Here is a 17,470-nt window from a genome sequence, read left to right as displayed (position 1 = left end):
CGGCAGCATCGCCTGCAGGGACGAGAGCTTCTTCTCGTGGATCAGGATGTAGGGATCCTCGAGCTCGGCCACCATCTTCTCGGCATTAGTGATGAAGTAGGGCGAGAGATAGCCGCGGTCGAACTGCATGCCCTCGACCACGTCGAGCTCGGTCTCGGCGGTCTTGGCCTCCTCGACCGTGATCACGCCCTCGTTGCCGACCTTCTGCATGGCCTGCGCGATCATCTCGCCAATGGCCTTGTCACCGTTCGCCGAGATCGTGCCGATCTGGGCGATTTCCTCGGACGATTGAATCTTCTTCGCCCGAGACTCGATATCCTTGATGACCTCGGCGACCGCGAGATCGATGCCGCGCTTGAGGTCCATGGGGTTCATGCCGGCCGCGACCGCCTTGGCGCCCTCGCGCACGATCGCCTGGGCGAGCACCGTCGCGGTGGTGGTGCCGTCACCCGCGATGTCACTCGTCTTGCTCGCGACCTCGCGGACCATCTGGGCGCCCATGTTCTCGAACTTGTCGGCGAGCTCGATCTCTTTCGCGACCGTCACGCCGTCCTTGGTGACACGGGGCGCCCCGAAGCTCTTCTCGATCACCACGTTGCGGCCCTTCGGCCCGAGCGTGACCTTCACGGCATCGGCGAGAATGTCCACGCCGCGCAGCATCTTCTCGCGGGCGTTAGCCGAAAACTTGACTTCCTTGGCTGCCATTGGATTCACCTCCAACATTGAAAAATCAGAAAAGCCGATACGATCACGCCGCGCTTCTCACGGCGGCATCCTGTTCGAGGATTCCCATGATGTCGGACTCCTTCATGATCAGGAGATCCTCGCCATCGACGCGGACTTCGGTGCCTGACCACTTGCCGAACAGCACCCGGTCTCCAGGCTTGACGTCGAGCGGCTGAATCTTGCCGGTCTCGTCACGGGCCCCTGGTCCCACGGCGATAACCTCGCCCTGCTGGGGTTTCTCCTGGGCAGTATCGGGAATGATGATCCCGCCCCTGGTTTTTTCTTCGGGCTCGATCCGACGGACAAGCAAGCGGTCGTGCAAGGGACGAAACTTCATGCTGGCCTCCACATCTGCATGGTGGACGGAATGGTTCGCGCAAAGCCGGCATCCGCCATTTGGCACTCGACGCCGGCAAGTGCCAAAAACATCAGATAATCGCATCCTTCCCTAGCGGCAACCCCGGATTTCGTGGTCGCCTCCCGAAGGGACCCGATCGCGAAAATCGGCGTTGATCTTCCAGATGGCGCTCCCGCCAGACCCATGAACCCGAGGCTCGACCTTGTTGACGATCGACGACATCGAAGAATCCTGCGCCCGCAGACGCATGACCCTTGTCCTTCACCCGGCGATCCGGCGAGCTATCCGGGGATATGAAGAAAGTCTGCAGATCGGCCTGAGGGCCTTTCTCGAAGACGAAGCGGAAGCCCGGTTCTATCTGCCCGTAGAGGGGGGCGGCTATGCTCAGCTCGCCTTTTCGACGCGACGCTCACCGAGCGGCCATCTGATTCTTCGAATCGACCCGCGAGACCCGGCCGAGTTGAAGCGGATTAAGCTCTCCCTGCCGGCCGCACGCCCCGTCTGACGCGGCAAGGTTTCGAGCGATCGTGGCTGGCGGCCTCGGCCCCGATCCGGCGGGGAGCACGCCGGGTCTTCACCTCATGAAATCGATACGTCACGCGCAGCCCGAGCGAATCCCGGCTGATGCCGAGTAGACCCGACCGGGTCTCCTGAAGATCAGGCAGCGATCAGTGCCTCGATCCGCATCGTCGCGGATGCCTTCGCCTCTCTGGCGCGTGCGAAAGCACAGGCGGCATCCGAGCCTGAATCGATAGCCAGTTCGAGTTCGCGACAGGCGGTGGACAACGTCGAGAACCCGAGCATTCCTGCAGCGGACGTCAGCTTGTGGGCCTCCTTCCGGAGGCGAGCCAGAGTATCGGCCGTCGCCTCGAAATCGGTGAGTTCCGCCTGCAACTGGCGATGCAGGCTGCGCAGGAGATCGGCGGCCCGCTCCACCCCCAGGAGATCTCGAACCGAATCCAGGGTCGCCTCGTCGAGAACAGGCTCTGCAGAACCCAGCCGATCTTCGGCCAGGGCCGATGCAGGAGACTCGGCAGCGCGCGAGAATCCGAAGAAATGTCGATGAAGATTCATGATGGTTTCTGTGTGTCCCGGCCATAGCATCCGCCGGACTTCTTGTGAAAGCCTGAATCCGGAAAAGATACACCTGCGCGAATCGCGCGGGAACCCCACTGGTGGTCGCTGGAGTTAACGGATTCTGCCGCCGGGCTCAGGCGCGTTGCAGGATCGTACCGTCGGCCCAATGCTCGCCCCGTTGCCGGAACGCAGCAATCTGCACGGGATCATCGGTCAGGAGGCGATCACGGATCTGCTCGGCGCGACGGGACCAGGAATGCTCCCGCTGCACCAGATCGCATGCTGCCGCAACGGCATTCCACCCCGCAGAATTCTCGGCATCTTCATCCAGGCGCTTTGCGAGATTCGAGCCGTCCGCACGGATTTCCAGGATCGCCTCGCGTGGCAGGATGTGCTCGTATTCGCCGCTCTTCGGAAGAACGCCGAGAAGTCTCGCACCGCTGGCAAGCCCCTCAAGATAGCGCATGACGAGGGGGCTAAAGCCGCCGGTCCGCTCCGGATTGTCGAGATCGGGCGGTGTAACGACGAAATAGCGGCACCGCCGGGCCATGGCCCCGAGTTCCTCGGTCGAAAATTCGCCCGCATAGCGCGCATAACGATAGACGAGGCCACGCTCGCGGCAATAAGCCAGCAATGCCTGGTGCAACGGCTCGTGGCGCCGCCCCATCCAGAAAGCGAAGATATCGCGTTCGCCGGGACCGGGCCTGAAAACATCGGTGTCGATGCCGAATGGCAACCATTCGAAGCGCCCGCCCGGAAAGCGACGACGCAATTCCTCGCAGCCTTCGCGGAATGCAACGAAGCACGGATCGAGACGCTGAGCCACAGCGAGCACCCCGATCTTCGAGAGTGCCGGACGCCATGCATCGACCACGAAGGCCGCGCGTCGGGCAACCCCCCGCGAAGCGGAGAGCGCCATGAGAGGCCACTCCGGACGGGCGCTCCCCTGCATCCAGAAGAGTGTATCGGCCTCTCGCGTTGACCGGATGCTCTGCCGCCATTCGTGGCGCGTCTCCCAGCGCAGAGGCGGCGGAGCGACGATCGCGCCACCGCTCTTCGCGGCGAGCGGACACAGCAGAGGAGGACCCAGGGTGGTCCAGTTCACCCACGGGTCGAGCCGTTCATTCGAGAGCGCAACAAGATGCATGGAAGGAATGCCAGTCGCTCTGATCACGTCTCGCCGCAACGCGGCCGTTCCGATATGAAACGGCGAGCAGCATCACTCACGCTCCGCAGCGTACGTGATTTCATCACGTGGCAGGAGAACCCGTCCGACATCCCGCAACCTCCGAACGTTGTGACCCGAATCCGTTATGCGACGACACCTCGGCAGTGAGCGCCGAACGGTCGTGGACCCCCTGAACGTCGACTATTCCGTTACGTAAGAAGCAATAGAGGCAGCTATGCGGCACCACCGCGTCGGGAGGATGCCTTCCGTGAAGGCGTGTCGACGCGACACCTGAAACGGCTTTGCCCCAATGCATGGCAAGCGGCGATGTTCCCGGTTCCGATTACCGCAACGGCAAACGCCGCTCAGGCGGTTACCCGAGCGAACGCCGGGACACTATCGGGATCCAGTCGATGTCACGCGGCCGATTGCGAGGGTGTCGGAGATCCGGCGGGCGATGGCAGAACGGCGCTCCGACCCAGGGCTGCATGCACCTTCTGCTTCAGAACCTCGGCCGTGAACGGCTTCAGGAGGAAGAAATCCACGCCGGCCTGTTTGGCCGCCAGCGCATTCTCGATCACCGGGCTCGCCGTCGTCAGAATAAACGGCGTCGCACACAATTGCGGATCCTGCCGAACCGCACGCACGAACTTGAGCCCGCTCATTCCATCCATATTGAGGTCGGAGATCACGAGATCGTAGGTCTTCTCGCGCATGAGAGCGAGAGCGCTGGTCCCTTCACTTGCAAAGTCGACAATCTCGAAACCGCTACGCTTGAGCAGCGACGTGATGATCTCGATCATGAGCCACTCGTCGTCGACGACGAGGATCATTGTGTTCTTATCGGCTGACATTCCACCGCCGGGATCGGTTCAACGCGCGCCACTCTGTAAGAAAAGTGTCAACACTTCCTTAGACGATCCGTATAGAAGCTATCCCTCGACGCAATCCTGAGCGGCCGGACGCGTGACGTCCAAAGTGATTAGGGCCCGCTTAACCATATTGCGTGCTCTTGCGGAGCTACGGCCACGCGCGCGAGCGAGGCGCGACAGCATTCCGCGGCCCAGGGCGATGGTCTTCGCGTCGCTCCCGTGCGAGGAGAGGATCCTGCAGGCATGATCGCTTCCAAGACACAGCCCCCCCGCCGGCGCCTGACGCCCTCGGCCGTTCTGACTGATGGCCGGCTCGCGCTGATGCTCCCGCTCGGATTTGCATCGGGTCTGCCGTTCCTGCTCGTCTTCAGCACGCTCTCGGCGTGGCTCCGTGAGGCCGGGATATCACGGACGGAGATCGGCCTTCTGAGCTGGGTCGCGCTTGCCTATTCGCTGAAATTCGTCTGGGCCCCCGTCATCGACCGCGTCGATGTTCCGGTTCTTGCGCGTCTGCTGGGCCGGCGACGGAGCTGGATGCTGCTCGCGCAGGCGGTTGTCGCAATCGGCCTCCTCGGAGTCGCCGCGAGCAATCCGCAATCGGGGCTCGGCTTGACGGTGGCCGGTGCCCTCCTCGTGGCCTTTGCCTCGGCGACGCAGGATATCGTGATCGATGGCTGGCGCATCGACGCAGCCCCGACGGAGCGTCAGGGCCTGATGTCAGCAGCCTATCAGCTGGGCTACCGGCTCGCGCTGATCTGTTCGGGTGCCGGCGCCCTCTACATCGCCGAGTTCGTGAGCTGGACGCGCGCCTATGAAGCCATGGCGGCCCTGATGCTCGTCGGAGTGATCGGCACGCTCCTGGCGCCGCGCATTGACATCATCACGAAGCGTGAGCGCTTTACCGTCGCAAGCGCCGTGATTGAGCCTTTTGCGGATCTCATCCGACGCAAGGGCACCATGCTGGTCGCCATTCTCGCGCTCGTTGCGCTTTTCCGACTCCCGGACTTCGTCGCCGGCGTCATGGCAAATCCGCTCTACATCGATCTCGGTTTCTCGAAGACCGATATCGCCAACGTCTCGAAGCTCTACGGGGTGTGGATCGGAATCGCCGGAGCATTCGCAGGCGGGATTGCGCTTGGCACGCTCGGGCTCTGGCCGACGCTCGTCACGGGAGCCGCCGTTGCCGCAGGATCGAACATCATGTTCGCGATCCTCGCACGGGCCGGCGCAGACATCACGCTGCTCGTCTTCACGATCAGCATCGACAATTTCGCTTCGGGCTTCGCAGGGTCTGCGCTGATCGCCTATATGTCCGCACTGACGGCGCCTGGGCTGGCCGCGACGCAATATGCGCTGCTCAGTTCCCTCTATGCTCTTCCCGGCAAGCTGATCGGCGGAGTGTCCGGTGTCGTCGTCGACACCTATGGCTATCCGGCCCTGTTCCTCGGAACCGCCGCGATCGGACTGCCGCTCGTGGCCCTGTGCTTCGTGATCCGCAGAGACATCGCGCAGTCGGCAGAAGCCGAAGAGGACATCCAGCCTCTGGCCAGCACCGCAGGACGGTGAGAAACCCGCGCTGTTCCTGCGCTTTGCCGCTGTCGCGTTGCCTTCCTGCCATTGTGAGCCGCAGGCGAAGCAATCTACCCGTCGACCGATGCGCCGCTGGATTGCTTCACTCCGTTCGCAATGACGGGGGGCTCGACTTACACCCACCCGCCATCCACGAGATACGACTGCGCAGTGATCGCCGCAGCGTCGTCGGAGGCCAGGAAAAGGGCGACGCGGGCGATGTCTTCGGGCACGAGCTTCCGCTTCAGACATTGCCGGCGCATGAGTTCCGCTTCTCCTTCCGGCGTCAGCCAGAGTTCGATCTGACGTTTCGTCATGATCCAGCCCGGCACGATAGCGTTGACGCGGATATTACGCTCGCCGAGTTCGCGCGCGAGCGCACGCGTCAGTCCGATGATCGCCGATTTCGCGGTCTTGTAGGCCACGAACGGATCATCGCTCACAAGGTAGCTGGTCGATCCCATATTAATGACGGCGCCTCCGCCGGCACGCTCCATGTCGGGGAGCACCGCCTGGGTGGCAAAGAACTGGTGATCGAGATTCGTGGCGAAACGCTCGCGCCAATATTCGGGCGTGACGTCCTCGATCCGATGCCGATCGTCCCGCGCAGCATTGTTGACGAGGATTGCGATCGGTCCGAGGGCTTCACGAATGCGGCCGATGGCGGATCTCAGGCCCTCGGTGTCACGCACGTCGGCGGGCTGGAAGGCAACTTTCGCCCCGAGTCTCTGCTGGAGGGCGGCGCCCGCCTGCCCGTCGAGATCGATGAGCCCGACACGGCAGCCCTGCCCCGCGAAGGCTTCGACGATGGCCTCGCCGATGCCGCTTGCGCCGCCGGTGACGAGAACCGTCTTGTCCTCGAGGGAGCCATAGGTCGTTTGCGTCATAGGCTGCTCCGTTGTTGACGTGGCGTTCGGCGAGATCGGGCCTATCCGTGATCCTGGACGCTTCGGGCGAACTCCTGCACGGGATGACGATCCCGAGAATCTCCTTGGCAAGCATCGCCGATCCGCACCGATCCGGCCAGCATCTTCTCCCTCGCACCGGCAGCACGGTTACCCGGTCGTGCGAGCATAACCGAGCGGGTCCAGCGCAAGGGAGGCCGCACCGTCCACCCTTCGACCCGGATGCGCCATAGCCTTTCCGCGCAAAGGCCTCTATCTCTCGCTCTCTCCGATGACGAGCCCGATACCCAGCCCATGCCAGCCTCGCCCCGTCCTGCAGGTCCCGGAGACCACGTATTTCTCGTCGACGGATCGTCGTTCATCTTCCGGGCCTACTTCCAGGCGATGAACCAGGACCAGAAATACAACACGCGCAGCTCCGACCGGATGCCGACCGGTGCCGTGCGGCTGTTCTGCAGCAAGCTCCTGCAATTCGTGCGCGACGGAGCGGCCGGACTCAAGCCCACGCATCTCGCGATCGTGCTCGACAAGTCCGAGGATACGCACCGCAGGGAACTCTATGCCGAATACAAGGGGCATCGGCCCGACGCGCCCGACGACCTCAAGGTGCAGATGCCGCTGATGCGTGAGGCCGTGCGGGCTTTTGGCCTCGAGCCCATCGAGCAGGAGCGCTACGAGGCCGACGATCTGATCGCGACCTACACACAGGAAGCAAAAGCACGGGGCGCGGACGTCCTCATCATCTCGTCGGACAAGGACCTGATGCAGCTCGTCGGTCCGCTAGTGCGCTTCTACGATTTCGAATCCGGCACCAAGGGCAAGCCTGGCTACCGGCCCGAGCGCAACCTCGACGAGGCGGCCGTCACGGAGCGCTGGGAGGGTATTCCTCCAGAGCAGATCGGTGACGTGCTCGCCCTGATGGGAGACACCTCGGACAACGTGCCGGGCGTGCCCGGGATCGGGCTCAAGACCGCCGCACAGCTCATCAAGGAATACGGCGACCTCGAAACGCTTCTGAGCCGCGCAGCCGAGATCAAGCAGCCGAAACGGCGCGAGACGCTGATCGAGCATGCCGAGATGGCGCGGCTCTCGCGAAAGCTCGTCACGCTCGATTGCGAGGCGCCGCTCCCCGTGTCCCTCGACGACCTGCGTCTCCCGGAGCCTGACCCACGCACGCTCGTGGCCTTCCTGAAGGCCATGGAGTTCAACACGCTGACACGGCGTGTGGCCGAGATTTATGACGTCGACCCGGCTGCGATTCAGCCGGATCCGCGCCTCCTCCCGGGCGGCGACGCGATCATGTGGATGCGGGACTCGATTGCGGCCGAGAAGATGCCGGCCGATGGAGCGGCCTCGGCATCGGATGATGCACGGCCGGAGGCAAGAGCCCGACCCGATGGGCAGGAGGACGGGCTCGGAACCCCGGTGGAGCTTGCCACGAAGCGCGCCACGGAGGCCTCCTCGCTGGCCTTCGACCATGCCGCCTACGAGACGATCCTGGATGTCGCCCGCCTCGAAGCCTGGGTCGCCGAAGCGCGGGAGCAGGGCTACGTTGCGGTCGACACCGAAACCGATTCCCTCGACGCCAACCGGGCGGAACTGGTCGGGTTCTCGCTCGCCCTTTCGCCGGGCCGGGCCTGCTATGTGCCCCTCGCCCATCGGGGCGAGTCCGATCTGTTCGGCACCGGACTCCTGCCCGGCCAGCTCTCAGTCGAGACGGCGCTCGCGGCGGTGCGTCCGCTGCTCGAGGACCCGTCCGTTCTCAAGATCGGACAGAACCTGAAATACGACTGGGTCGTCCTGAAGCGGCACGGAGTCGAGATCCGCTCCTACGACGACACCATGCTGATGTCCTACGTCCTCGATGCCGGGAAGGGCTCTCACGGGATGGACGAGCTGTCACGACGGCATCTCGGCCACGCACCGATCACCTTCACGGATGTGGCGGGGACGGGCCGCAACCGCGTGACCTTCGACCGGGTGCCTCTCGACCGGGCGACGGCCTATGCGGCGGAAGATGCCGACGTGACCCTGCGGCTCTGGCAGGTCCTGGAGCCGCGACTCGTCGCCGAACGGCGAAAGACCGTCTACGAGACTCTCGAACGTCCGATGGTCGACGTCGTGGCCCGGATGGAAATGCGCGGCATCATGGTCGACCGGCAAATTCTGAGCCGGCTGTCCGGTGATTTCGCGCAGAGCCTCGCCCGCCTGGAAGCCGAGATTCACGAGATGGCCGGCGAACCGTTCGCTCTCGGCTCGCCGAAGCAGATCGGCGATATCCTCTTCGGGAAAATGGGCCTCCCCGGAGCCAAGAAGACGCCCTCCGGCCAGTGGGCAACCCCCGCGACCCTGCTCGAGGAACTCGCCGAGGCCGGGCACGAGCTGCCCCGCAAGATCCTCGACTGGCGCCAACTCGCGAAGCTGAAATCAACCTACACGGACACGCTGCAGGAACACATGAACCCGGAGACGAAGCGGGTCCATACCTGCTTCTCCCTGGCGGCTACGACGACCGGGCGCCTGTCCTCGTCGGAGCCGAACCTCCAGAACATCCCGATCCGCACCGAAGTCGGGCGCAAGATCCGGACCGCCTTCGTGGCGCCGGAAGGCTCGAAGATCATCTCGGCCGACTACAGCCAGATCGAGTTGCGAATACTGGCCCATATCGCCGACATCCCGCAGCTCCGGGATGCCTTCGAGCAGGGCATCGACATTCACGCGGCGACCGCCTCCGCCATGTTCGGCGTTCCCCTCACGGCGATGACGCCGGACCTGCGGCGTCAAGCGAAGACGATCAATTTCGGGATCATCTACGGCATCTCCGCCTTCGGCCTGGCGCAGCGCCTCGGGATTCCGAACGCCGAGGCGGCGAGCTTCATCAAGCAGTATTTCGAGCGCTTTCCGGGAATCCGGGCCTATATCGAGGAGACGAAGCGCACCTGCCGCGAACGGGGCTATGTCACGACCCTGTTCGGACGGGTCTGCCACTACCCACAAATCAAGTCCTCGAACCCATCGGAGCGCGCGGCCGTCGAGCGGCAGGCGATCAATGCACCAATCCAGGGCAGCGCTGCGGACATCATCCGGCGGGCGATGGTACGCATGGAGGACTCGATCAGGGAGGCGCGCCTCTCCGCGCGCATGCTCCTGCAGGTCCATGACGAGTTGGTCTTCGAGGTTCCCGACGAGGAGGTCGAGGCCACTCTGCCGGTCGTCACGAGTGTGATGGAAGAGGCGCCGTTCCCCGCAGTTCAGCTCAAGGTCCCGCTCGCCGTGGAGGCACGCGCAGCGCAGAACTGGGACGAGGCCCACTGAGCCTGCCGGTCGGATCCAGGCTTCACGCAGCGAGGCGCGCCATCGCCTCGTTCAGGCACTCCACCCGAGCAGCCTGACCAGACCGCGCTACGAGCGTGCAGCCTTTCGGGACCTCCCGCCACCCGGCGGCGCGGTCATCGATCGGCTCCGAGACGACGACGAGAGATCCTTCCGCCTCGCAGAAATACAGGGTCGGCGGAGACCCGTCGCAGGCCCAGCGGAAGGCCCAGAGGCTTTCGCCATCTGTCACGGCAGCCGTGAAGCGCAGCGGCTCGTCGATCCCAGCATCCGACATGAGGCTCCGGGTTTGCCGCAGGACACGGGCCATCGCCTTGACGGGATCGTCGGGGAGTCCAAGCGCGAGCGCGGCCAGGAAGATCGCTTCCGAATCCGTCGTGCCGAGGCGCATCTCGTAGAGTTCGTCCGGGATCAGTCCCTCGATGCGCCGCTTGATGCGCCCATAGCCGCCGATCTGGCCGTTATGCATGAAGAGGTGCCGCCCGTCCGTGAACGGATGGCAGTTCGCCCGCGTGGTCGACGTGCCGGTCGAAGCCCGGACATGGGCGAAGAACAGGCGCGAGCGCACCTGGGCACAGAGGGAGCGCAGGTTCTCGTCGGACCAGGCGGGGCGAACCTCGCGATAGATCCCGGGCTCGCTGCGCTCGCCGTACCAACCGATTCCGAAGCCGTCGCCATTCGTCCCCGTCTTGGCCTGCTCCGCGTGCAGAGATTGATGGACGAGCGAGTGCCGCGGGGCACAGACGAGATCCGACAGGAAGATCGGGTCACCCCGATAGGCGAGGAAGCGGCACATGGCGCTCGGGTAGTCGAACGGGTTGGGTGGCGATCAGGATAGGCGGCCCGACAGCATCCTTCTGTGACGGTGAACACATAGTTAACGGATCGTTTAAGGCCTGCCCGAAAAGCAGCGCGTTCCATGATCGAAGCGTTGCCTGGGAAAGCCGTTTTCACTAGTCAGACCGGAACGAGATGACCGCCGGCCCCGACCGGCGCTGCCGTGAGGGGTAAGCTGATGGCCTGTCGTGCGCCTGCCCGTGTTCTTGTTCTGGCCGCACTTCTGGCCGCGTTGCCGCAAGCGGCGGCCGCCGCGGAACTCGATGGCCGGGTTCTCGGTCTGCTCTGGGTCATACCCTTCGCGGGCATCCTCCTGTCCATCGCTCTGTTCCCGCTCCTGGCCGGGCATGTCTGGGAGCACCATCAGGGCAAGATCGCCGCGCTGTGGGCCGCGCTCGTCATGGTGCCCTTGGCGATCGGCTTCGGCCCGCTCGGGGCAATCCAGGCGCTCGTCCATACGGCGCTCCTCGAATACATCCCCTTCATCCTCCTGTTGCTGGCGCTCTTCACGGTCGCAGGCGGAATCGTCGTCCGCGGCAACATTCACGGAGCACCGGGGGTCAATTCCCTGCTGCTCCTGATCGGGGCCGTGCTCGCGAGCTTCATCGGGACGACCGGCGCCTCCATGGTGATGATCCGCCCGATCCTCCGGGCGAACGACGACCGGCGCCACAACATGCATGTCGTCGTGTTCTTCATTTTCCTGGTGTCGAACATCGGAGGCTCGCTCACACCGCTCGGCGACCCACCTCTGTTCCTGGGCTTCCTGCGCGGCGTCGACTTCTTCTGGACGACCACGCATCTCCTGCCGGAGACGCTCTTCGTCGGCGGCATCGTCCTGGCGATCTTCTTCCTGCTCGACACCTATCTGTATCGCAAGGAAGGCCGGGTGCGTCCCGACCCGACGCCGGATCAGCCCGTGCGGGTGCGCGGCGGCATCAATTTCGGGCTGATCGCCGTGATCATCGCGGCGATCCTGATGAGCGCTACTTTCGATTTCGGTCAGTTCACGGTGATGGGGACGGAAGTCGCGGTGGCGAACTTGCTGCGCGATCTCATCATGGTCGGGGTCACCTTCGCCTCGCTGGCCCTGACGCCGAAATCCGACCGGCACGAGAACGGCTTCAGCTGGGGGCCGATCGAGGAGGTCGCGAAACTGTTCGCCGGAATCTTCATCACGATCATCCCTGTTCTCGCGATGCTCCGTGCCGGATCCGAGGGTGTCTTCGCGCCGCTCGTGGCCCTCGTCACGAACCCTGACGGCAGCGCCAACAACACTGCCTATTTCTGGCTGACCGGCGGCCTCTCCTCGTTCCTCGATAATGCCCCGACGTACCTGGTGTTCTTCGAGCTTGCTGGCGGCGATCCCGCGACGCTGATGACGCAAGGCGCGCTCACCCTGACAGCCATATCGGCAGGCGCCGTGTTCATGGGCGCAAACACCTATATCGGTAACGCTCCGAACTTCATGGTCTACGCAATCGCACGGCAGGGCGGGGTGAACATGCCGAGCTTCTTCGGCTATATGCTGTGGTCCGGGATCGTGCTCATTCCGTGCTTCTTGCTGGCGACATTGCTGTTCTTCCGGTGAGGTGCAGGTGAGGATGACAGCGCGACATCTGGAAGTGCAGCGCAACTCTTGCGCTCAATGAAAGAGCGCAGCGTGTCCCCCCTCACCCGCGCACTGCGTGCGCGACCTCTCCCGCCGCCCTCCTGACCTCTCCCTCGATGGGAGAGGTCGGCTGCGTAGCAGCCGAGTGAGGGTGGCAGCGCCAACGCAACAAGCACAGCGCAACTCTGGCGCTCAGCAGAAAAGCTAAATGCTGCGGATGACTCGTTAGGCGGCGAGCCGGTCCGCGATGTCTTCCGCCATCGAAAGAGACGAGGTCAGGCCCGGGCTCTCGATTCCGAAGAGATGCACGAGTCCCGGCAGACCGTGTTCGGCCGGGCCGTCGATGATGAAATCCGCTGCCGGCTCTCCAGGGCCGGTGAGTTTCGGTCGGATACCTGCGTAATCCGGTACGAGGGAATCATCGGGCAGGCCCGGCCAGTATCGCCGGATCGATGCGATGAAGCTCTGCGCGCGAGCAGGATTCACTTCGTAATTCTCGCTCTCGATCCATTCGACGTCGGGCCCGAAGCGCATCCGGCCATTGAGATCGAGCGTCACATGCGTGCCGAGGCCACCATCGACGGGAGCCGGATAGATCAGGTGCGAGAAGGCCGGCTTCCCGAGGCAGCCGAAATAATTGCCCTTGGCGAGGACGAGGCGCGGCACGCGATCCTGCGGATAGCCTTCGGTCGCGCGCGCGAGCGGCTGCGCTCCGAAGCTTGCCGCATTCACGACGGCGTCCACCTCGAGGTCGACCGGTTCGGCACCGCCGATCACGGCCTTCCAGGCGGATCCGTTTCTTTCGAGTCGCTCGACGGGAGCGTGGAATGCAACAGCACCGCCGTGGTCTTCGAGGTCGCCCTGCAGGGCCAGCATGAGCCCATGGCTGTCGATGATGCCGGTCTCGGGCGAGTGGACGGCAGCCGTGCACGACAAGGCAGGTTCGAGGGTCCGCGCCTCCTCACCCGTCAGCAGGACAAGTCCCTCGACTCCGTTCGCGATTCCCTGCTGATAGATGCCCTCGATCTTCGCCCGTTCGAGATCGTTGGTCGCCACGATGAGCTTGCCGCACCGGCGATGCAGCACTCCGTGACTGGTGCAGTACTCGTAGAGCATTCGACGGCCCGCCACGCAGTGACGGGCGCGAACGGATCCCGACGGGTAGTACATTCCGCCATGGATCACTTCGCTGTTGCGGGAGGATACGCCGCTGCCGATGCCGCTCTCGCGTTCGGCAACGATGACGTCGTGCCCCCGCATCGCGAGGGCGCGCGCAGCCGCGAGGCCCACCACGCCGGCTCCCACAACGAGAACATTCATGGCAGGCGTTCGCTCTCCGGTCTCGTGGTTGCGTCCGTCAGGCCGCAATCGACATCTGTGGAGCGGCCGCCTTCACGTCCGCGTCGACATGGCTCTCGAAGCGCTTGAAATTCTCCGCGAACATCTCGACGAGGCGCTTCGCGGTCTCTGCGAAAGCAGCTTTGTCCTGCCAAGTCTTCGCGGGATTGAGAATATGCGGCTCGATCCCGGGTACGGAGGTCGGCACGGCAAATCCGAAATACGGGTCGCGGCGGAAATCCACACGCGCCAGTGAACCATCCAGAGCGGCGCTCAGGAGCCGGCGCGTCACCCGAATCGGCATGCGCCGCCCGACGCCGTATTTTCCACCCGTCCAGCCCGTATTCACGAGCCAGCAATCGGCGCTGTGCTTCCCGACGAGATCGCGCAGCATGTTGCCGTAGACCGAAGGATGCCGCGGCATGAACGGGGCGCCGAAGCAGGTCGAGAAGGTCGCCTCCGGATCCTTTACGCCCTTCTCGGTGCCGGCTACTTTCGCGGTATAGCCCGACAGGAAGTGATACATCGCCTCGGCGGGCGTGAGCTTCGCGATCGGAGGCAGCACCCCGAAGGCGTCGCAGGTCAGCATCACGATGTTCTTCGGAATGCCGGCGCGGCCCGTCAGGCTCGCATTGGGAATGAAGTCGAGCGGATAGGCGCAGCGCGTGTTCTCGGTCAGCGAGGCGTCATCGAAATCCGGCACCCGCGTGATCGGGTCGATCACGACGTTTTCGAGAACGGTCCCGAACCGCTCGGTCGTGGCGTAGATTTCAGGCTCGGCCTCGCGGGACAGGCGGATCGTCTTCGCGTAGCACCCACCCTCGAAGTTGAAGACGCCATTCGGCCCCCAGCCATGCTCGTCATCGCCGAGAAGGGTACGGTTCGGGTCGGCCGAGAGGGTCGTCTTTCCCGTTCCCGACAGGCCGAAGAACACGGCTACATCGCCGCTCGGGCCCACATTGGCCGAGCAGTGCATAGGCAGGACGCCCCGCGGCGGGAGGATGTAATTAAGATAGCTGAAGACCGACTTCTTCATCTCGCCCGCATAGGACGAACTGCCGATGAGCACGATCCGGCGGTTGAAGTCGCAGGCGATGATCGTCTCGGACTGGCATCCATGCCGAGCGGAATCCGCCTTGAAGCTCGGAAAATCGAGGATCGTGAGATCCGGGACGTAGTCGTGGAGATCGTCGCGCTCGGGACGGATCAGAAGATTGCGGATGAACAGCGAATGCCAGGCGTATTCCGTGAACACGCGAGCACGCACGCGGAAGGAGGGATCGGCGCCGCCATAGAGATCCTGGGCGAAGAGCTCCTTCTTCTCGGCGTGGGCGAGGAAGTCCTCCAGGAGAATGTCGAACTTCTCGGGCGTGATCGCAGCGTTGTTGTCCCACCAGATCGCGTTCTCGTTGCTGGAATCACGCACGACGAACTTGTCTTTCGGGGAGCGGCCGGTGTGGACGCCGGTCTCCGCGAGGAGTGCGCCCCCTAGAGCGAGCCGCGCCTCGTGGCGGCGGATGGCTTCCTCGTAGAGAGCCGGCGCCTCCAGGTTCCAGAACACCCGCTTCAGGTGTCGGAGACCGAAAGCCTCGGCGCCCCTGGCACCGTTGAATACGCCGATATTCTCCACGAAAGTTCCTCCTGATCCGCCTGACGCCTCCGGCTCGCCTCGGAGCCGGTTGCGCTTGGGCCTGTTCGCGCCGATGGCGCCGTGACCGAGCCCCCGGACCCTTCCGACCTCGGAAGGATCAGCCAGGCCATCAATAGGCCCGGAAGCGTTGCCGTCAACTCGTCCGAAGTCCGCCGAGTTCCCGGATTCGAGCGAAGTCTCCGGGCGCATCCGCCCGTCTCATCCGTTTGGACAATGCAGATGCCTCCACGATCGGACCCTTCGGCCCCTTGCAGAGGGTCCGCACGTCCTCATCCCTCACCTCCCCCCGATCCAGTCGCAGCCCGTGCCCTCTCGGCCATGGATTTGAGGGTCTGTCTCAGAAGGCCCGCGGTCGTGACCCGCTCGGGAAACACCACTCGGGCGGTACGGTCACCGCTCATGAGGTCGAGCCCCTCCGGATCGAGCCCGGTGGCCCGCCAGTTTCCGGCGGGCGCACCGGCGAGCCGGGTCGCGTAGAGGCTCAAGGCATCGGCGTGGTCCTCATTCAGGTGGCCGAGGGCATCGGCTTCCGCACCGAGCAGCGCTTCCGATCCGTCGAGCGAGGTCATGATCGCGGACGCCTCTCCGCTCATCGCCCGCGCGAACCCACCATTCAGGTGGAAACGCGATGCCGCCATCCGGAAAAAGGAGAAGTCGGCGAAATCCGCATAGAGTTGGGCCTTGGGATGGCGCGCCAGGAAGCGCTCGCGCACCTTCGGGTCAGTGCAGCGGGAAACCTCGCCGATCACCGTCAGGCGCGGATGGGCAAGGGGATCCCCCTTCCCACTCTCGGCGAGGAGGATGGATGCCCGCGGGTCCGCCTCGAGATTGCGGGTATGCTCGGACAACCGGGACATCAGGAGCAGCGGAGACCCGGCCGGGTCGGTCGCGACCGTGACCAGGGAGGCGAAGGGAAAGTCACCTTCCCGATCCAGAGTGGCGAGCGCTCCTGAGCGGATGCGCCGCAGGAGGTCCTTGGCGAGCGGGATCCCGTCGAAATCCGGGGCCGGCATAGGCTCGTCGACCACTCTTCATCTCCCATTCAGATGCACTATTCTTAGAAAAGCGGTTGCTGTCGTGGCGTCTATTGGGGCGGGCTGCTCTCTCCCTAGGGCATTTAGGGCGTTTCTCTCTGGTGCGTGGACCGAGATACCCTTACTTGTGCCACAGGAAGGGCGCGATTTGGTCTCAGGCGATCCCGGTCGCGCCAATTGCCTCGCTGAGGCAGCTACCAGCCGGACGATGTCCGCCCCATGACGGCCCACGTCGACAAGAAGAAGGATCAGCTGATGCCGACGATTGCCCTCGTCGACGACGATCGCAACATCCTGACCTCCGTTTCCATCGCCCTCGAGGCGGAAGGCTATCGAATCCAGACCTATACCGACGGAGCGTCGGCCCTCGACGGCCTGAAGCACACGCCCCCGGACCTCGCCATCCTCGACATCAAGATGCCCCGCATGGATGGCATGGAACTGCTGCGCCGGCTGCGGCAGAAGTCCGACGTGCCCGTGATCTTCCTGACCTCCAAGGACGAAGAGATCGACGAGCTGTTCGGCCTCAAGATGGGCGCCGATGACTTCATCCGGAAGCCGTTCTCGCAGCGGCTCCTGGTCGAACGGGTCAAGGCCGTCCTCCGGCGCTTCGCCCCGAAGGACCAGACGACCCCACGCGACACCGACGCGAAGGCGCTCGAGCGGGGGCAGCTCAAGATGGACCAGGAGCGACATACCTGCACCTGGAAGGGTGAGCCGGTCACGCTGACCGTCACGGAGTTCCTGATCCTCCAGGCGCTCGCGACACGGCCCGGCGTCGTCAAGAGCCGCAATGCTCTCATGGATGCGGCCTACGACGACCAGGTCTATGTGGACGACCGCACGATCGACAGCCACATCAAGCGGCTGCGCAAGAAGTTCAAGGCGGCCGATCAGAGCTTCGATATGATCGAGACCCTCTATGGGGTAGGCTACCGGTTCAAGGAGATGTAATCCGCCTCCACGAGACGGGACGAGCCCTTGCCTGCA

Annotated in this window: 15 protein-coding genes; 5 read left to right on the top strand and 10 right to left on the bottom strand. The window is 64.1% G+C overall.

Annotated features, from left to right (window positions below):
- Both groEL and BN1233_RS13395 read right to left on the bottom strand, forming a co-directional pair.
- Positions 1 to 705: chaperonin GroEL (gene groEL / locus BN1233_RS13400; RefSeq protein ID WP_046864091.1), on the bottom strand; the 705-nt coding region annotated here is incomplete at its 3' end.
- A gap of 43 nt (positions 706 to 748) precedes the next feature.
- Entirely contained in the window at positions 749 to 1,063 is a 315-nt protein-coding gene (locus BN1233_RS13395; RefSeq protein WP_046864090.1) for a co-chaperone GroES, read from the bottom strand.
- Positions 1,064 to 1,286: 223 nt separating this feature from the next.
- Between BN1233_RS13395 and BN1233_RS13390 the strand changes: the two genes are divergently transcribed.
- Positions 1,287 to 1,589, top strand: coding sequence for a hypothetical protein (locus BN1233_RS13390; RefSeq protein ID WP_074078298.1), 303 nt, complete (start codon positions 1,287 to 1,289; stop codon positions 1,587 to 1,589).
- A 152-nt stretch (positions 1,590 to 1,741) separates the two neighbouring features.
- Here BN1233_RS13390 and BN1233_RS42865 read toward each other — a convergent pair whose 3' ends face one another.
- From BN1233_RS42865 to BN1233_RS13375, 3 genes are all read right to left on the bottom strand, one after another.
- Positions 1,742 to 2,158: an Hpt domain-containing protein gene (locus BN1233_RS42865; protein WP_048709127.1), complete on the bottom strand. Its 417-nt coding sequence runs from the start codon at positions 2,156 to 2,158 to the stop codon at positions 1,742 to 1,744.
- Positions 2,159 to 2,294: 136 nt separating this feature from the next.
- Entirely contained in the window at positions 2,295 to 3,308 is a 1,014-nt protein-coding gene (locus BN1233_RS13380; protein ID WP_046864088.1) for a CgeB family protein, read from the bottom strand.
- Between the two features lie 437 nt (positions 3,309 to 3,745).
- The gene (locus tag BN1233_RS13375; RefSeq protein WP_046864087.1) at positions 3,746 to 4,183 is read right to left on the bottom strand and encodes a response regulator; all 438 of its coding nucleotides are present in this window, start codon (positions 4,181 to 4,183) and stop codon (positions 3,746 to 3,748) included.
- A gap of 261 nt (positions 4,184 to 4,444) precedes the next feature.
- On the opposite strand from BN1233_RS13375, the gene BN1233_RS13370 reads away from it, so the two are divergent.
- Entirely contained in the window at positions 4,445 to 5,767 is a 1,323-nt protein-coding gene (locus BN1233_RS13370; protein WP_046864086.1) for an AmpG family muropeptide MFS transporter, read from the top strand.
- Positions 5,768 to 5,904: 137 nt separating this feature from the next.
- Here the strand turns inward: BN1233_RS13370 and BN1233_RS13365 are convergent, their stop codons facing one another.
- The gene (locus BN1233_RS13365) at positions 5,905 to 6,657 is read right to left on the bottom strand and encodes an SDR family NAD(P)-dependent oxidoreductase (protein ID WP_046864085.1); all 753 of its coding nucleotides are present in this window, start codon (positions 6,655 to 6,657) and stop codon (positions 5,905 to 5,907) included.
- 312 nt (positions 6,658 to 6,969) lie between these two features.
- On the opposite strand from BN1233_RS13365, the gene polA reads away from it, so the two are divergent.
- Entirely contained in the window at positions 6,970 to 9,990 is a 3,021-nt protein-coding gene (gene polA / locus BN1233_RS13360; protein ID WP_046864084.1) for a DNA polymerase I, read from the top strand.
- Positions 9,991 to 10,012: 22 nt separating this feature from the next.
- Here polA and BN1233_RS13355 read toward each other — a convergent pair whose 3' ends face one another.
- Positions 10,013 to 10,804: a class II glutamine amidotransferase gene (locus tag BN1233_RS13355; protein ID WP_046864083.1), complete on the bottom strand. Its 792-nt coding sequence runs from the start codon at positions 10,802 to 10,804 to the stop codon at positions 10,013 to 10,015.
- Between the two features lie 219 nt (positions 10,805 to 11,023).
- On the opposite strand from BN1233_RS13355, the gene BN1233_RS13350 reads away from it, so the two are divergent.
- The gene (locus tag BN1233_RS13350; protein ID WP_046864082.1) at positions 11,024 to 12,436 is read left to right on the top strand and encodes a sodium:proton antiporter; all 1,413 of its coding nucleotides are present in this window, start codon (positions 11,024 to 11,026) and stop codon (positions 12,434 to 12,436) included.
- A gap of 246 nt (positions 12,437 to 12,682) precedes the next feature.
- Here BN1233_RS13350 and BN1233_RS13345 read toward each other — a convergent pair whose 3' ends face one another.
- The 3 genes from BN1233_RS13345 to BN1233_RS13335 form a co-directional block, all read right to left on the bottom strand.
- Entirely contained in the window at positions 12,683 to 13,777 is a 1,095-nt protein-coding gene (locus BN1233_RS13345) for an NAD(P)/FAD-dependent oxidoreductase (protein WP_046864081.1), read from the bottom strand.
- A gap of 37 nt (positions 13,778 to 13,814) precedes the next feature.
- A complete protein-coding gene (locus BN1233_RS13340) occupies positions 13,815 to 15,425 on the bottom strand; it encodes a phosphoenolpyruvate carboxykinase (protein ID WP_046864535.1) in 1,611 nt (536 codons plus the stop codon).
- A 290-nt stretch (positions 15,426 to 15,715) separates the two neighbouring features.
- Positions 15,716 to 16,459, bottom strand: coding sequence for a HugZ family pyridoxamine 5'-phosphate oxidase (locus BN1233_RS13335; protein WP_046864080.1), 744 nt, complete (start codon positions 16,457 to 16,459; stop codon positions 15,716 to 15,718).
- Positions 16,460 to 16,735: 276 nt separating this feature from the next.
- Between BN1233_RS13335 and BN1233_RS13330 the strand changes: the two genes are divergently transcribed.
- Positions 16,736 to 17,434 carry a response regulator transcription factor gene (locus BN1233_RS13330; RefSeq protein WP_046864534.1) on the top strand — a complete coding sequence of 233 codons (699 nt, stop codon included), beginning with the start codon at positions 16,736 to 16,738 and terminating at the stop codon, positions 17,432 to 17,434.
- Positions 17,435 to 17,470 lie beyond the last annotated feature (36 nt).

Source organism: Microvirga massiliensis, from assembly GCF_001006805.1.
Lineage (GTDB): Bacteria > Pseudomonadota > Alphaproteobacteria > Rhizobiales > Beijerinckiaceae > Microvirga > Microvirga massiliensis.
This window is presented reverse-complemented; position numbering and strand designations above follow the sequence as displayed.

Bases quoted from the DNA above. Each gene is read 5' to 3' on its own strand.
- BN1233_RS13350 (WP_046864082.1), top strand. From the start codon at position 11,024: ATGGCCTGTCGTGCGCCTGCCCGTGTTCTTGTTCTGGCCGCACTTCTG.
- polA (WP_046864084.1), top strand. From the start codon at position 6,970: ATGCCAGCCTCGCCCCGTCCTGCAGGTCCCGGAGACCACGTATTTCTC.
- BN1233_RS13395 (WP_046864090.1), bottom strand. From the start codon at position 1,063: ATGAAGTTTCGTCCCTTGCACGACCGCTTGCTTGTCCGTCGGATCGAG.
- BN1233_RS13330 (WP_046864534.1), top strand. From the start codon at position 16,736: ATGCCGACGATTGCCCTCGTCGACGACGATCGCAACATCCTGACCTCC.
- BN1233_RS13365 (WP_046864085.1), bottom strand. From the start codon at position 6,657: ATGACGCAAACGACCTATGGCTCCCTCGAGGACAAGACGGTTCTCGTC.
- BN1233_RS13380 (WP_046864088.1), bottom strand. From the start codon at position 3,308: ATGCATCTTGTTGCGCTCTCGAATGAACGGCTCGACCCGTGGGTGAAC.
- BN1233_RS13375 (WP_046864087.1), bottom strand. From the start codon at position 4,183: ATGTCAGCCGATAAGAACACAATGATCCTCGTCGTCGACGACGAGTGG.
- BN1233_RS13345 (WP_046864081.1), bottom strand. From the start codon at position 13,777: ATGAATGTTCTCGTTGTGGGAGCCGGCGTGGTGGGCCTCGCGGCTGCG.
- BN1233_RS13335 (WP_046864080.1), bottom strand. From the start codon at position 16,459: ATGCCGGCCCCGGATTTCGACGGGATCCCGCTCGCCAAGGACCTCCTG.
- BN1233_RS13370 (WP_046864086.1), top strand. From the start codon at position 4,445: ATGATCGCTTCCAAGACACAGCCCCCCCGCCGGCGCCTGACGCCCTCG.
- BN1233_RS13355 (WP_046864083.1), bottom strand. From the start codon at position 10,804: ATGTGCCGCTTCCTCGCCTATCGGGGTGACCCGATCTTCCTGTCGGAT.
- BN1233_RS42865 (WP_048709127.1), bottom strand. From the start codon at position 2,158: ATGAATCTTCATCGACATTTCTTCGGATTCTCGCGCGCTGCCGAGTCT.